12 protein-coding genes are annotated in these 12,897 nt (G+C 45.0%); all 12 read right to left on the reverse strand.

Annotated features, from left to right (window positions below; genetic code table 11):
* Nucleotides 1-2: 2 nt before the first annotated feature.
* On the reverse strand, nucleotides 3-1,355 hold the full coding sequence (murD, locus tag B5F18_RS03575; RefSeq protein WP_087156285.1) for a UDP-N-acetylmuramoyl-L-alanine--D-glutamate ligase: 1,353 nt from the start codon (nucleotides 1,353-1,355) through the stop codon (nucleotides 3-5).
* 10 nt (nucleotides 1,356-1,365) lie between these two features.
* The gene (gene mraY, locus B5F18_RS03580) at nucleotides 1,366-2,322 is read right to left on the reverse strand and encodes a phospho-N-acetylmuramoyl-pentapeptide-transferase (protein WP_087156286.1); all 957 of its coding nucleotides are present in this window, start codon (nucleotides 2,320-2,322) and stop codon (nucleotides 1,366-1,368) included.
* Nucleotides 2,323-2,398: 76 nt separating this feature from the next.
* A complete protein-coding gene (locus tag B5F18_RS03585; RefSeq protein WP_087156287.1) occupies nucleotides 2,399-4,153 on the reverse strand; it encodes a peptidoglycan D,D-transpeptidase FtsI family protein in 1,755 nt (584 codons plus the stop codon).
* 64 nt (nucleotides 4,154-4,217) lie between these two features.
* The gene (locus B5F18_RS03590; protein ID WP_087156288.1) at nucleotides 4,218-6,095 is read right to left on the reverse strand and encodes a peptidoglycan D,D-transpeptidase FtsI family protein; all 1,878 of its coding nucleotides are present in this window, start codon (nucleotides 6,093-6,095) and stop codon (nucleotides 4,218-4,220) included.
* Nucleotides 6,096-6,104: 9 nt separating this feature from the next.
* Nucleotides 6,105-6,599 (reverse strand): hypothetical protein, encoded by a 495-nt coding sequence (locus tag B5F18_RS03595; RefSeq protein WP_087156289.1) that lies wholly within the window; start codon nucleotides 6,597-6,599, stop codon nucleotides 6,105-6,107.
* 23 nt (nucleotides 6,600-6,622) lie between these two features.
* The gene (gene rsmH, locus B5F18_RS03600; RefSeq protein ID WP_087156290.1) at nucleotides 6,623-7,558 is read right to left on the reverse strand and encodes a 16S rRNA (cytosine(1402)-N(4))-methyltransferase RsmH; all 936 of its coding nucleotides are present in this window, start codon (nucleotides 7,556-7,558) and stop codon (nucleotides 6,623-6,625) included.
* Nucleotides 7,559-7,574: 16 nt separating this feature from the next.
* Nucleotides 7,575-8,012, reverse strand: a complete 438-nt coding sequence (gene mraZ / locus B5F18_RS03605; RefSeq protein ID WP_087156313.1) for a division/cell wall cluster transcriptional repressor MraZ — start codon at nucleotides 8,010-8,012, stop codon at nucleotides 7,575-7,577.
* A 298-nt stretch (nucleotides 8,013-8,310) separates the two neighbouring features.
* Nucleotides 8,311-8,562 carry a hypothetical protein gene (locus B5F18_RS03610; RefSeq protein ID WP_087156291.1) on the reverse strand — a complete coding sequence of 84 codons (252 nt, stop codon included), beginning with the start codon at nucleotides 8,560-8,562 and terminating at the stop codon, nucleotides 8,311-8,313.
* A 60-nt stretch (nucleotides 8,563-8,622) separates the two neighbouring features.
* Nucleotides 8,623-9,462, reverse strand: coding sequence for a DegV family protein (locus B5F18_RS03615; RefSeq protein WP_087156292.1), 840 nt, complete (start codon nucleotides 9,460-9,462; stop codon nucleotides 8,623-8,625).
* Between the two features lie 118 nt (nucleotides 9,463-9,580).
* Entirely contained in the window at nucleotides 9,581-10,729 is a 1,149-nt protein-coding gene (locus B5F18_RS03620) for an FtsW/RodA/SpoVE family cell cycle protein (protein WP_087156293.1), read from the reverse strand.
* A 43-nt stretch (nucleotides 10,730-10,772) separates the two neighbouring features.
* Nucleotides 10,773-12,638, reverse strand: a complete 1,866-nt coding sequence (gene asnB / locus B5F18_RS03625; RefSeq protein WP_087156294.1) for an asparagine synthase (glutamine-hydrolyzing) — start codon at nucleotides 12,636-12,638, stop codon at nucleotides 10,773-10,775.
* A 146-nt stretch (nucleotides 12,639-12,784) separates the two neighbouring features.
* Nucleotides 12,785-12,897: LPXTG cell wall anchor domain-containing protein (locus B5F18_RS13040; RefSeq protein WP_143468348.1), on the reverse strand; the 113-nt coding region annotated here is incomplete at its 5' end.

A 12,897-nucleotide genomic window follows, 5' to 3' on the forward strand; every position in this document is an offset into this window, starting at 1 on the left:
CCTTAAAATTGTTTTACAAGTTCTTTGAATTTATCTCCGCGTTCTTCATAATTTTTAAACATCCCCCAACTTGCACAGGCAGGAGAGAGCAGGACCGCATCCCCTTTCCCGGCAAGGTCATGGCAGATTTGTACAGCCTCCTCAAATGTGTCTGCAAGGACAACTTCATGGAATCCATGTTCATAAGCTGTCTTTGCTATTTTCTCCTTTGTGGCTCCGATAAGGACAAGTTTTTTTACCTTCCCGTCAAACGCCTCGATCCATTCGTCATACTCTGAGTCCTTATCATAACCGCCGCCGATCAAATATGTAGGCCGGTTCATGGCGCGGATGCCCCTGATCGCTGCGTCCGGATTCGTGCCTTTGGAATCATTGTAATATGCTACACCATCCTTTTCACATACAAACTCAATCCTGTGCTCCACTCCCTGAAATGCACGGATCGTATCCCGTACAATTTCCTCGGACACCCCATACTCCAAAGCCATCACAGATGCCGCCATCACATTTTCATAGTTATGCATGCCTAGAAGTTTCAAATCCTTTACATTGCAAAGGCAGACTTCTTTCTCACCTTTATAAATCATATTTCCGTCATCCAAATATATTCCTCTTTCCAGTTTTCTCTGACTGCTGAAATAGATGACCTTTGTCCTAAGTTGTCTGCCAAACTCGCGCAGCACCTCGTCTTCGTAATTCAGCACACAGACATCATCCGGTGTCTGATTTTCGGCAATCCGTTCTTTTGCCCGGATATAGGCTTCCATTGTATGGTGACGGTTTAAATGATCCGGTGTGATATTCAATATTGCGCTCACCTTTGGCCGAAATGCAGAGATCGTCTCCAGCTGAAAACTGCTGATCTCGGCAACTGTCACGCTGTCGTCGCAAAGCTCCTCCACGACCGATGTATACGGTGTTCCTATATTCCCTACAACAAATACGCTTGACCTTGCATGTTTCATGATCTCTCCAAGAAGTGTGGTGGTCGTTGTCTTTCCATTTGTCCCCGTAATCGCCAGGACATCTCCCTTCCCACAGCAATAAGCAAGTTCAATCTCACCGCAGACAAAAATCCCTGCTGCTTTTATCTCTTCCACGAGAGGAAGATCCGTCGGAACTCCCGGACTTAAAACAACCATATCAAGCTCCTTTAAAAGCTCCTTTGGAAACTCCCCCAGGACAATTTTTGTGCAGCTCTTTGCTCCAAGCTGCATCTGCGTCTTTTTTCTGTCAATCTTATCATTTCCATCATATAAAATGACCTGTGCTCCTTTTTTTTCCAGTAACTTACATGCACCGATCCCACTGATCCCGGAACCAAATACAAGTACTTTTTTTTCTTTTATATCCATTCTCTTCCTCCTAAAGTGCCAAAAGGGCAATCAGACAAAGGATTGCCGTTATAATCGAAAATACCGCTACCACCCGTGTCTCTGACCAGCCGCATAACTCAAAATGATGATGAATCGGAGCCATCTTAAAAATTCTCTTCCCACCTGTCTTCTTGAAATATGTAACCTGTATCATTACAGACAACACTTCAATCAGATAGATAGCTCCGACAATCACGATAAAAAACGGCATCTGCAGCATATATGCGGTGGATGCCACAAATCCGCCAAGAGCCAATGAACCTGTGTCCCCCATAAAAATGCTCGCCGGATACACATTGAACAAAAGAAACCCAAGCAAAGCCCCCACAACCGCACAGGTGACCGGCTCAATCCCACTTCTCGTTCCAACAGCCACAACCGTAAAAAACGTGGCAACAAGCACCGTCACACTGGCTGCAAGACCGTCCAGCCCGTCCGTAAAATTGACTCCGTTTACAGTTCCGATCACAACAAAAAACATAAGCGGCAGGGCAAGATAGCCGGTATCCAAATACCTTCCGCCGGAAAAAGGGATGAGGAGTGTGAGCGGCACATCTGTAAAACGAATCAGGTAGAATGCAAAGACAGCTGTGACCAGTATCTGCAGTGCCATCTTCTGCCCTGGATACAATCCATCGGAACGTTTCATCACAACTTTCAGATAGTCATCAAGGAATCCGATCAGACCAAATCCCAGTGTCAAAAACAGAACCGGGATGATCTTGGGATAGCTGCCCACGTAAAACAGGGAGGTCACCACAATGCTGGCCAGAATGATCACTCCGCCCATGGTGGGCGTTCCTGCTTTTTTCAAATGGGATTTCACGCCGTCAGTGCGCTCTGTCTGTCTCATCTTCAGTTTTCTTAAAAACGGTATGACAATCGGTCCCATGATGACACTCAAACCAAATGCGATCAGTACCGGCACAACAATAACATACTCCATACATCCACCCTTTCATCTTTCTCGTCATTCTCTTTACAATCTTAGTTAGTATACTCCTTTTCCCCCTGTTTTTCAACTACTCCTCTTCCTTTTCGCGCATCAGACTTTCATCCTTTTCATATCCAAGATACGGCAGAATATTTTCAAAAATATCCCGGATGACCGGGGCCGCGATCGTTCCTCCATAGTAAATTCCTTTTGGATTGTAGATAATACACATCCCCAACACTTTCGGGTCATCCGCAGGAGCAAATCCGATAAAAGAGGAAATGTACTTGTTCGCACTTCTTGGAAGTGTCTGGGATGTAGCCGTTTTCCCTCCAATCCGGTATCCGTCTATATATCCATTTTTCCCGGAACCAACAGAAACGACACTTTCCAATATCTTCCTCATAGTTTCAGACACTTCCTTTGACACAACCTCCTTTTTCTCCTCATAAGAAAAACGATGGATTTCCTTTCCCTCTTTGTCAAGTACGCGCACTCCGAAATGTGGTGTCACCCTCGTCCCTCCATTTACCAGTGCGCTCACTGTTGACGCCATCTGTATAGGTGTAATCTGAAATGACTGGCCAAATGTCATGGTTGCAAGCTCCACTTCCCCGATATTTTCTTTCTTGTGCATAATCGTCCCCGCCTCCCCCGGAATGTCGATTCCGGTTTTGTCCATCAGGCCAAATTTTTCAAAATACCCGCAAAATTTGTCTGCGCCAAGCCGCATTCCCACCTCCATAAACACGGGGTTGCAGGAATTTTGTACGCCCTGCACAAATGTCTCCTGCCCATGTCCTCCCACTTTGTGGCATCGGATCTTTCTGTCCTCCACAATCTTATATCCCGGGCAGAAAAAGGTGTCGTCCAGACTCACCACCCCTTCCTCCAGACACGCCGCTGAAGTGACGGTCTTAAAAATAGAGCCGGGTTCATAGGTATCGTTGATGCAGCGATTCCTCCACATCTGGTTTAGCAGCTTTTGTTTTTCCTCATCAGAAAGCCCTGATGTATCCTCCCCTGTATTCAGTTTGAACGGTTCGTTCAAATTGAATTCAGGTACATTGACCATTGCGAGAATTTCTCCTGTGTCAGGTTCCATGATGATGATTCCCACTCCGTCTGCTTGTTTTTGTTCCATCACCTGCTCTGCCGCCTGCTGTGCATACGACTGGATATTGTAATCCATGCTTATCTGCAATGTATTTCCCGGTACAGGTTCGATCCTGTCCTCGGCCACACCTTCAAGCTCAATTCCCCTTGCATCCGTGGTCGTGAGGATTTTTCCATTCTCTCCTTTTAACTCTTCTTCGTATTTGACCTCCAGGCCAATGATCCCCTGGTTATCTGCTCCGGTAAAGCCAAGCACTCTGGATCCAAGCTCCTCAAACGGATAATACCTCTTAAAATCTTCGTCCACCTTGACGCCTTCCATCTCATAGGCGCGGATCTTATCCCCTGTCTCTTTGTCCACATTTGTCTTGATCCTCTCCATAGAAGATACCTTCTCCACTTTTTTTCTGACTTCAGCCTCTTCCATTCCAAGTTCCTTCACAAGCATCCGGATCACTGTTTCCGCATCTTTAATCTGACTATGGATGACAGAAATCGTACAAACCGTTTTGTTGGTCGCAAGCACAGTTCCGTTCCTGTCCACAATTTCCCCTCTTGCAGCTTTGATATCCCTCTCTCTTTCGTGGAGTGCCTCTGCCTTTTCCTGATAATATCCTGCATCGAAGACCATCAGGTACACAAGCCTTCCGATCAAAAACAAAAGTACCAGAAATGCAGCTGTAAACACAAAAAAGATCTTTTTCTTGTTGTATGTTTTATTTTTCATAAGAAAAACCCCACACAAGCTATTGTTATACCTTATTATTGCTTATATGAGGTTATTCGTCTCTTTATTCATTTGTACTGTCTGTCTGTGCACTTTTTGTGATGTTCAGGTACGGAAATGCCTCCGCCATAATTTTTTGCGATAGCTCCAGTACATATTTGCTGACATCCTGCCTCTCCACATTAGCCTCATCTACGATAACGTAGACCACCACTTCCGGATTCTCCTGCGGAGCATAACCGCAGAAAGAAAGGAGATATCTCTCATCTTTTCTGGGCAGTTTCTGGGCTGTTCCTGTCTTGGCTCCGATATCATACCCCTCCACAGCCGCCGTCTTTCCGGTTCCATATTCCATGGTGGCGTTCATGTAGGTTTTCAGTTTTTCCGCAGTTTCCTTTGAAATAGTTCTCTTTAAAAGCTTGGGCTGAATATCCTTTATCACACTTCCATTTTCATCCTGTATTTGTTTCACCACGTGCGGCTCATAGTAATCTCCTCCATTGACAATGGAGCAGAACGCTGCTGCAATCTGTGTCATTGTGACATTAAAACTCTGTCCAAACGAGTTTACTGCCAGATCGATCTCTTTCATATCCTCCGGCCGAAACAAAAGTCCCGATGTCTCGGCCTCTCCAGGAAGGTCGATTCCTGTGTACTCCCCAAAACCAAACAGTCTTTGGTATTTACAGAATTCCTCCGCTCCGATGACCTCACCCATGTGCATAAAGGCTACATTGCAGGAATTTGCAATAGCATCCTGCACCGTCTGCGTTCCATGTCCATCCCGTTTATGACAGTGTACATAATCGCTTCCTATCTGCAGCCCACCGCTGCAGTAATACGTCTCGTCCCCTTTTATCTTTCCAGTCTCCAGACCAGCTGCAAGGGTAAATGGTTTCATGACAGACCCCGGCTCAAATGTGTCGGACACACAAAAGTTTCTCCAGATTTCCTGAAGTCTTTCCACTTTTGTCCCGTCCTCCTCCATCTGCTTTATTGTTTCCTCAGAATAGTATGCACTTAAATCTCTTGGATTATTCAAATCAAAGTTCGGATAGGAGGCCATTGCAAGAACCTCCCCATTGTTTGGATTCATGATCATCACAGCTGTGTTCTTACTGCCAAAAGTCTCGTCACCCTCCCCTTTGTACTGGTCGTTGAATTCTTTAATATATTTCTCCACAATTGTCTGTAAGTTCACATCAATGGTCGAAACCACTGTGTTCCCGTTGACGGGATTTTTGACCGTCTGTTCAAAAACTGAATCTGAATCCAGATATCCGTACTCTCTTCCGTCCGTGCCATTCAATTCTTCATTGTAATACTGCTCAATACCGCCAGTGCCGACATTTCCGCTTGTCACAAATCCAATCATATCAGATGCCAGAGAATTGTACGGATAAGAGCGAAGATAATCTTCCTCCAGCCATACTCCGGAGATTTTATCTTTCTCCTCTTTTTCTTTGGCTGACTGCTCCTCTATCTTTTCAAATTTCTGGGCATCTTCATAGCTTACCTGTTTCTTTAAGATATTGTAAGTGCTGTCGGGTTTCTCCTCCAAAATGGAATCTATCACATCTGTCTCAATCCCAAAGGTCTGGTTTAAAACTTCTTTTGTACGGTACACTCTCTCTTTGTTTGCCAGCAAAACTTTTGCGTCAAGTATCACATTATACACTCTCTCACTCGTGGCAATGGTCGTCCCATTTCTGTCCACAATGTCCCCTCTTTTGTAGGGAATTGTTCTGCTGTCATACTGCTGCTGGCTCAATACGATCTTTTTGTATTCCTCCCCGTGCACTACATTGATATAAAGAATCCTCCCTATCAATACAAGAAAAGCTAGTATCACTGCCATAAATAGCATTACTAGCTTTTTCTGCATATTTTTAGGAAATTTCTGTCTGATATTTTTTAAACGTCTCTTTCCTGTTCTTACCATATCTCCACCTTATTCTGCTGCCTCTCCCGCATAGTGTGCCAAAATTCCACTCTTTGGGATTGCCTCATACTGCCTGATGTAATTGTCTGCAGGGCTTTGGTATTTTACGATCTGCTCCGGGGAAATATTTGTCATCCCCAGTTCCTCCTGTGCCCTCTTTCGAATTTCTTCCAGATTCATGGAATTCATCACAGCATTGTAAGCAGTATTATTCTTTTCTCTTACTGCTGCCAGCTCTTCCTGCAGTTTCGTGATCGTCCTGGAATGCGTCGTCATCTCTGACTGCGCCCCAATGTACTGCACACACACAAACAATGTCATCACTGCCGCAACTGCCAGAAACAATACATACCCTTTGTTCATATGAGCTGCTTTATTTCTGTTTTTCTTCACCTGGCTGCTGACTTTCTTTTTTGGTACCGTCCGCTGCTCCTGGTTTGGCCTCCCCTCCGGCCATTCCTTGCGGACAGTATTGCCGTCTATAAAAGTTTGATATCTGGACATATGGGTTCCCCTTTACTTTTATTTTAACATCTTTCAAAAATCCTAAGCTTTGCACTTTTGGAGCGGCTGTTTTCCTCAAGCTCCTTCTCCCCCGGCAAGATAGGTTTTCTTGTAATCACGTTTCCTTTTGAGACATTCCCGCATACACACACCGGAAAATGGCTCGGACATGTACACGGATTCTCATTTTTCCGAAAAGCAGATTTCACAATCCTGTCTTCCAGGGAGTGGAACGTGATGATACAGATCCTTCCCCCCGGACTCAGCATATCTATCATCGTATCCAGGCTGTCTTTCAATACTTCCAGTTCTCTGTTCAGCTCAATCCTGATCGCCTGGAATGTTCTCTTTGCCGGATGTCCGGCCATCTTCTGAAACTTCATCGGGATCGCGTGTCTGATAACCTCAGAAAGCTCTCCGGTCGTCTCAATCGGACTTTTGCCCCTCTCCGCAACAATATGTTTTGCAATATTCTTTGCAAACTTGTCCTCCCCATAGTCGCGGATGATACGGTAAAGTTCCTGTTCGCTGTAAGTATTGACAATCTCTTTTGCAGTGAGGCTCTGTCTTCTGTCCATCCTCATGTCCAGCGGCGCATCTGCCTTGTAGGAAAATCCCCTCTCGGTTGTATCCAGCTGATAGGAGGATACCCCAAGATCCAGGACAATCCCGTCCACCTTGTCAATCCCTAACTCCTGGAGCCGCAGTTTCATATCACAATAATTGCTCCTGACTATTGTAACTTTCTCCCCGAAACCGCCAAGTCGGATGCCGGCTGCTACAATTGCCGCCTCATCCTGGTCTATTCCTATAAACCTCCCCTTGTCATTTAAGCGTCTGCAAACTTCGTATGCATGACCGCCTCCACCAAGCGTTCCATCTACGTAAATGCCGTCTGGCTTGATGTTCAGACCATTTACTGTCTCTTCCAGTAATACTGACGTATGTCGAAATGTCATAGTGCCCTCCACTTAATCAAATACTAAGCCCAAGCTCTTCCATGTCACTTGCGATATCATCTATCTCTGCTTCTACTTCAGTATTCCGTTCATCCCAAGCTGTTTTGTTCCAAATTTCAATTCGATCTAGTACTCCTGCTAAAACGACTTCTTTCTCCAGCCCGGCGAATGTCCGAAGGGCGGAAGAGATCAAGACTCTGCCTTGTTTGTCAAGGTCGCCTTCCACTGCGCTTCCTAAAAGGAATCGCTTAAAGTCTCTGGCTTTTTTGTTGGTAAGCGGCAGTGTGCGCAGTTTTTCTTCCAGGTGTCTCCACTCATCCTCCGGGTACACAAAAAGGCAGCCGTCCATCCCTTTCGTGATCATGAACTTCTCCCCAAGGTCATCACGAAATTTTGATGGAATGATCAGTCTTCCTTTTGAATCAATATTGTGATTGAATTCTCCCGTCAACATAAGTATCACCTTCTTGGAAATGGTCTGCCACTTTGTACCATCTCCTACCATCTTTCACCACTTTCTACCACTTGACCCTATTGTAAACTACTTTCCCCTGCTTTTCAAGGACTTTTTTGTTTTTCTATACACCTTCCCAACCCCGATTATTGCTGAATTTTACGCCTGTTCCCAAATTTCTCCCTCTCCGGTATCAAAGGTGGGGAGAAGTGGCATTTTCTCCTGCCAAAATGCAAAAAATCCATGCCGGTTTCCCAGCATGGATTCACTTCTTAATTTTTTCTTATCCTGTTTTCCGCTACTGCGCGTCATCTGTCTTTGCAAGACCGTTCACATAGTCATTGATGTCGCCATAATCAACTTCGGCTGTCTTTCTTGGCTGACTGGAAGTGTAAAGACTATATCCCGAATAGCCTATCCATCCTACCAAAGCTATTGCTACAACTGACAATCCAAATTTCCACAAGAAATCTTTTCTTTTCTGCTTTTGGACTTCTTTTTTTCTCTCTGCTTTTTTCTGTTTATAACGATCTACTTTCTGCTGACTCATCTTGTACACTCCTTTGCGCCTTAGACTGATTTTATGCTTATTTTAGCACAATCTGTCTTTTTATACAACCATGATTATTCCACCATCATTGGCATACATACTGCTGATCCCGGCTGTATCCAATACAATGATCTTCTTTACCTTCATCTTCTCTTCCACAAGACGTTTCATCTGCATAGCTCTGTCCCTGCAATTGCAGTGTGCGATCGCCAAGGTTTTCTCCTCCGTATGGCGCGCCTCCCTTACAAGAACATCCACCATCTTTTCCAGCGCTTTTTTCATCCCTCTTGCCTGCCCAAGCTGAATGATCGTTCCCTCCGGCGTTGCCCCCATATACGGCTTGATGTTGAGCGCGCTGGCTACAAACGCCTTGATACCGGTCAGTCTACCGTTTTTGCGCAGTGTCTCCAGAGATTCCAGCGTAAAATATGTGTGCATCCCTGCAATGTATTTTTCCACTGCCTTGATCACTTCTTCAAATTTCATGCCCTTTTCTTCATATTCTGCAATCTTCCTGGCAATCAATGTCTGTCCGACAGATGCAGACCTGGAATTAAAAACATAGATCTTTTTGTCCCCGCGCTCTTCCTCGTAAAGCCTTTTTCCCAGAACTGCGCTGTTGTAGGAGCCGCTCAGCTCTGAGGACAGAGTGACTGCATAGATATGCTCTGCGTCACAGCCATACAGATCCATATACGCCTCCGGAGACGGACATGACGATTTCGGACAGTTTGGACTTGCAGCCACCTTCCTCAGGAAATCGGCCTGATCAAATGTTTCATCGTCCACGATCAATTCTCCGTCTATATCGATTGTAAGCGGCGCGGTCACAAATTTTCCGCTCTCTTTCATATCCTTCGTCAATTCACCGCAGCTGTCCACTACCACTCTATAACTCATCTTCTGATTCCTCCTGGATTCTATATACCACACATTTCTAGTATATGTAGTTTTCAATACTACTTATTCCAATATAGCACAAATCAGAAGTAAATAAAAGTATTTTTCACTTTTTCTTCTACTCCAGGCGGATCGTTCCGGAAATTCCAAGAGCGATTCCCATCTCGCTCATCAAAAATACAATGGACGTTCCCCCGTAACTGACAAACGGCAGTGTGATACCTGTGGTCGGAATCAGGTTGGTAACTACCGCGATATTGAGCACAACCTGGAGCGCGATATGGGCAAAAATACCTGTCACGATCAGAGAGCCGTACATATCCGGTGCATTCTGAGCAATGAACAGTAGTCTGTACAAAAGAAAGCCAAATAAGACAAGCAACAACACTGCCCCAAAAATTCCAAGCTCTTCACAAATGATCGCCAAAATCATATCGTTTTGCACTTCCGGAATCACCATCTTTTGTGTGCTGTTTCCAAGACCTTTCCCAAAAAGCCCTCCTGCGCCGATTGCGTAGAGCCCCTGCATGATCTGAAATCCACCTTCGGATGCATGAGCCTCCGGATTCAGCCACACAAGAACTCTTCCAAGGCGAAATCCGCCAAAGGACTCCAGTTTGGATCCGAAAATCTGCAAGAGTATGATCACAGCAGCAATGGCGCCTCCTCCGATCAACATATACTTTCGGATTTTCGGATATACCACTGTGAGCATCACGCAGGTGATACCCATGACAATGATCGCGGTACTCAGGTTATCTGTAAAGCAAAATACCGCAGCTGCATTGATGCCGCCCCACACACAGACTTTCCAGAATCCATATGTTGTCTTTACCTTTTTTCCCAAATTACAGATCAAAAGCGGTATAAAAAGAATCACTGCTATCTTTGCAAGCTCGGACGGCTGGAGCTGAAAACCGGCCGGAAGCCGGAGCCATCTCCTGGCGCCGTATGCCTCGATTCCAAGTGGGGTCAACACAAGCGCCATCAAAAAGATGGAAAAAAAATAAAGATATTTTGCCCATTTTGCGTACCAGTGATAATTGATCTTTGATACGACCAGCATGACTGCCACACTGGCTGCACTTATCAATGCTTGCTTTTTAAACAAAGACATGTCATCTCCCGTCTCAATCTGAGCACTGTAGGAGCTTGTACTGTAGAGCATGACAAGCCCAAAACAAACAAGGAAGATGACAGCCGCAAGCAGACTGTAATCAAAATAGGCAGCTGCTCTTTTCCTCTGTTTTGTGACTGTTTTTTCCATTTTCTCACCCCCTGCTTATTTCCTCAGAGGTGTATTTGTATTCCTACGCCTGTTTCACTGACGGGTGAACCGGCTTTCCATTTGCAAAAAAGCGGTCATACCAGAGCAGGAAGATATACACCGTCCAGATTTTCCGGCTGTTGTCATGTTTGCCGTTCTTATGTTCTTCCAATAATCTCATCAGATACTGTGTATTGAAGAATTTCTCTGCCGGTGCAGAATGGAACATCTCCTTTACGCGCACGTAATACTTTTCTTCGCGCAGCCACACGCGGATCGGTATCGGGAATCCCAGTTTTTTCTTCTCCGCGGTTTTTTTCCGGATCACCTTGTCAGCTGCGGCGCGCAGTGCAACTTTTGTCTTCGGAGCTCTCACTTTATATTCAAGCGGCAGTGTCTCCGCCAGTTTCATCACTTCTTTGTCCAGGAACGGAACGCGCACTTCCAGGGAATTTGCCATTCCCATTTTGTCACCTTTCATCAAAATATCATGGACAAGCCAAAGGTGCAGGTCCACATACTGCATCTTTGTCACAGGATCTTTCCCCCGTACTCTCGAATAAAGCGGAGCTGTCACTTTCTGAATGCCTCTCTCACATCCTTTTTTGATCAGTTTATTTGCCTCTCGCTCCGTAAAAATTGTTGTGGCGTTCGCAAAGTAACGTTCCTCCAGTGTCTTTCCGTGACGCATCAAAAATCCGCGCCCCTTCATCTCACGCGGCATACATCTCTCCGCAAACCAGCCAAGGAAACGGCGGATCGGCATTGGAACTTTGTTGAAACCGGTGTATTCCAAAGGTTCACAGTAAATATTGTATCCACCGAACAACTCATCGGAACCTTCCCCGGAAAGAACAACTTTTACCTTTTTTGCTGCTTCCTGGCTCAGAAAATAAAGGGCAACTGCAGCAGGGTCAGCGACAGGCTCGTCCATATAATACGTAAAATCTGACAACACATCCCAGTATTCTTCCGGTTTGATGACCTTGCTGTCATTTTTCATATGGATGCTATCTGCAAACTCTTTGGCGTCCTGAATTTCACTGTATTTTTGCTCATCAAATCCAACTGTGAAAGTTCTGTCCACTTGGGAAAGATACGTAAGATAGCTGGAGTCCACCCCGCTGGAAAGATAAGATCCAACCTCCACATCGCTGATCTTATGCATTTTCACAGACTCCTTCATTGTCTTTTCCACTTCATCCACAATCTCTTCAAAAGATTTGTCCGTCTTTCCGGTAAAATGAGGCTCAAAATATCTCACAATCTCTATTTTCCCTTCTTTATAAGTAAAATAATGTCCCGGCTGAAGACAGAAAACACCTTTAAAAAATGTTTCATTTGTCGGCACAAACTGGAAGGAAAGATAATTTCCAAGCGCTTTCTCATTGAACACTTTGTCAAAATGAGGGTGTTCCACAAAACTTTTGATTTCTGATCCAAACAAAAAGGTACCGTTCATCTTTGCATAATAAAATGGCTTGATTCCAAACATATCTCTGGCACCGAACAGTTTCTTATCCTCTCTGTCCCAGATAACGAAAGCATACATTCCTCTTAAGCGCTCCACCAGTTTCTCTCCCCATTCTTCATACCCATGCAGAAGCGTCTCAGAGTCCGTGTGCGTCTGAAAGATATGTCCTGCTGCCAGAAGCTCTTCCCTCAGCTCCTGGTAGTTGTAAATCTCCCCGTTAAACGTCAGAACTTTTGTTTTATCTTCATTATATAATGGCTGGTCTCCGGTCTCGGTGATATCGATAATACTCAGACGTCGGAATCCAAGCGCTGCATCGTCATCCGTAAACATCCCTTGGCTGTCCGGTCCACGGTGTATAATGGTATTCATCATATTTTGCAGCACTTGTTCTTTATTATCCAATCTACCTACAAATCCTGTAAATCCACACATAATTTAATCTCCTTTGTTCTATTCCTACTCCCTATAAAAGTTCATATGATAGTATTATACCCTCATTCAGAACCGAACACAACCTATAAATTGCCAAAAAAGACGCCGGCATCTCATGCCGACGTCTCCTTTCATATGCTTAAAGATTAGTCATCTTCTCTGCGTTTTTTGAATGCTGCCATTGCTGCAAGTGCTGCTGCCATCGCTCCCGCAAGCATTGCTGCGTTTGCTGTGTCTCCGGTCTTCGCACTCTTCTGAC

It is taken from the genome of Lachnoclostridium sp. An181, assembly GCF_002160325.1.
Taxonomy (GTDB): Bacteria; Bacillota; Clostridia; order Lachnospirales; family Lachnospiraceae; genus An181.

Bases quoted from the DNA above. Each gene is read 5' to 3' on its own strand.
- murD (WP_087156285.1), bottom strand. From the start codon at position 1,355: ATGGATATAAAAGAAAAAAAAGTACTTGTATTTGGTTCCGGGATCAGT.
- mraY (WP_087156286.1), bottom strand. From the start codon at position 2,322: ATGGAGTATGTTATTGTTGTGCCGGTACTGATCGCATTTGGTTTGAGT.
- B5F18_RS03585 (WP_087156287.1), bottom strand. From the start codon at position 4,153: ATGAAAAATAAAACATACAACAAGAAAAAGATCTTTTTTGTGTTTACA.
- B5F18_RS03590 (WP_087156288.1), bottom strand. From the start codon at position 6,095: ATGGTAAGAACAGGAAAGAGACGTTTAAAAAATATCAGACAGAAATTT.
- B5F18_RS03595 (WP_087156289.1), bottom strand. From the start codon at position 6,599: ATGTCCAGATATCAAACTTTTATAGACGGCAATACTGTCCGCAAGGAA.
- rsmH (WP_087156290.1), bottom strand. From the start codon at position 7,558: ATGACATTTCGACATACGTCAGTATTACTGGAAGAGACAGTAAATGGT.
- mraZ (WP_087156313.1), bottom strand. From the start codon at position 8,012: ATGTTGACGGGAGAATTCAATCACAATATTGATTCAAAAGGAAGACTG.
- B5F18_RS03610 (WP_087156291.1), bottom strand. From the start codon at position 8,562: ATGAGTCAGCAGAAAGTAGATCGTTATAAACAGAAAAAAGCAGAGAGA.
- B5F18_RS03615 (WP_087156292.1), bottom strand. From the start codon at position 9,462: ATGAGTTATAGAGTGGTAGTGGACAGCTGCGGTGAATTGACGAAGGAT.
- B5F18_RS03620 (WP_087156293.1), bottom strand. From the start codon at position 10,729: ATGGAAAAAACAGTCACAAAACAGAGGAAAAGAGCAGCTGCCTATTTT.
- asnB (WP_087156294.1), bottom strand. From the start codon at position 12,638: ATGTGTGGATTTACAGGATTTGTAGGTAGATTGGATAATAAAGAACAA.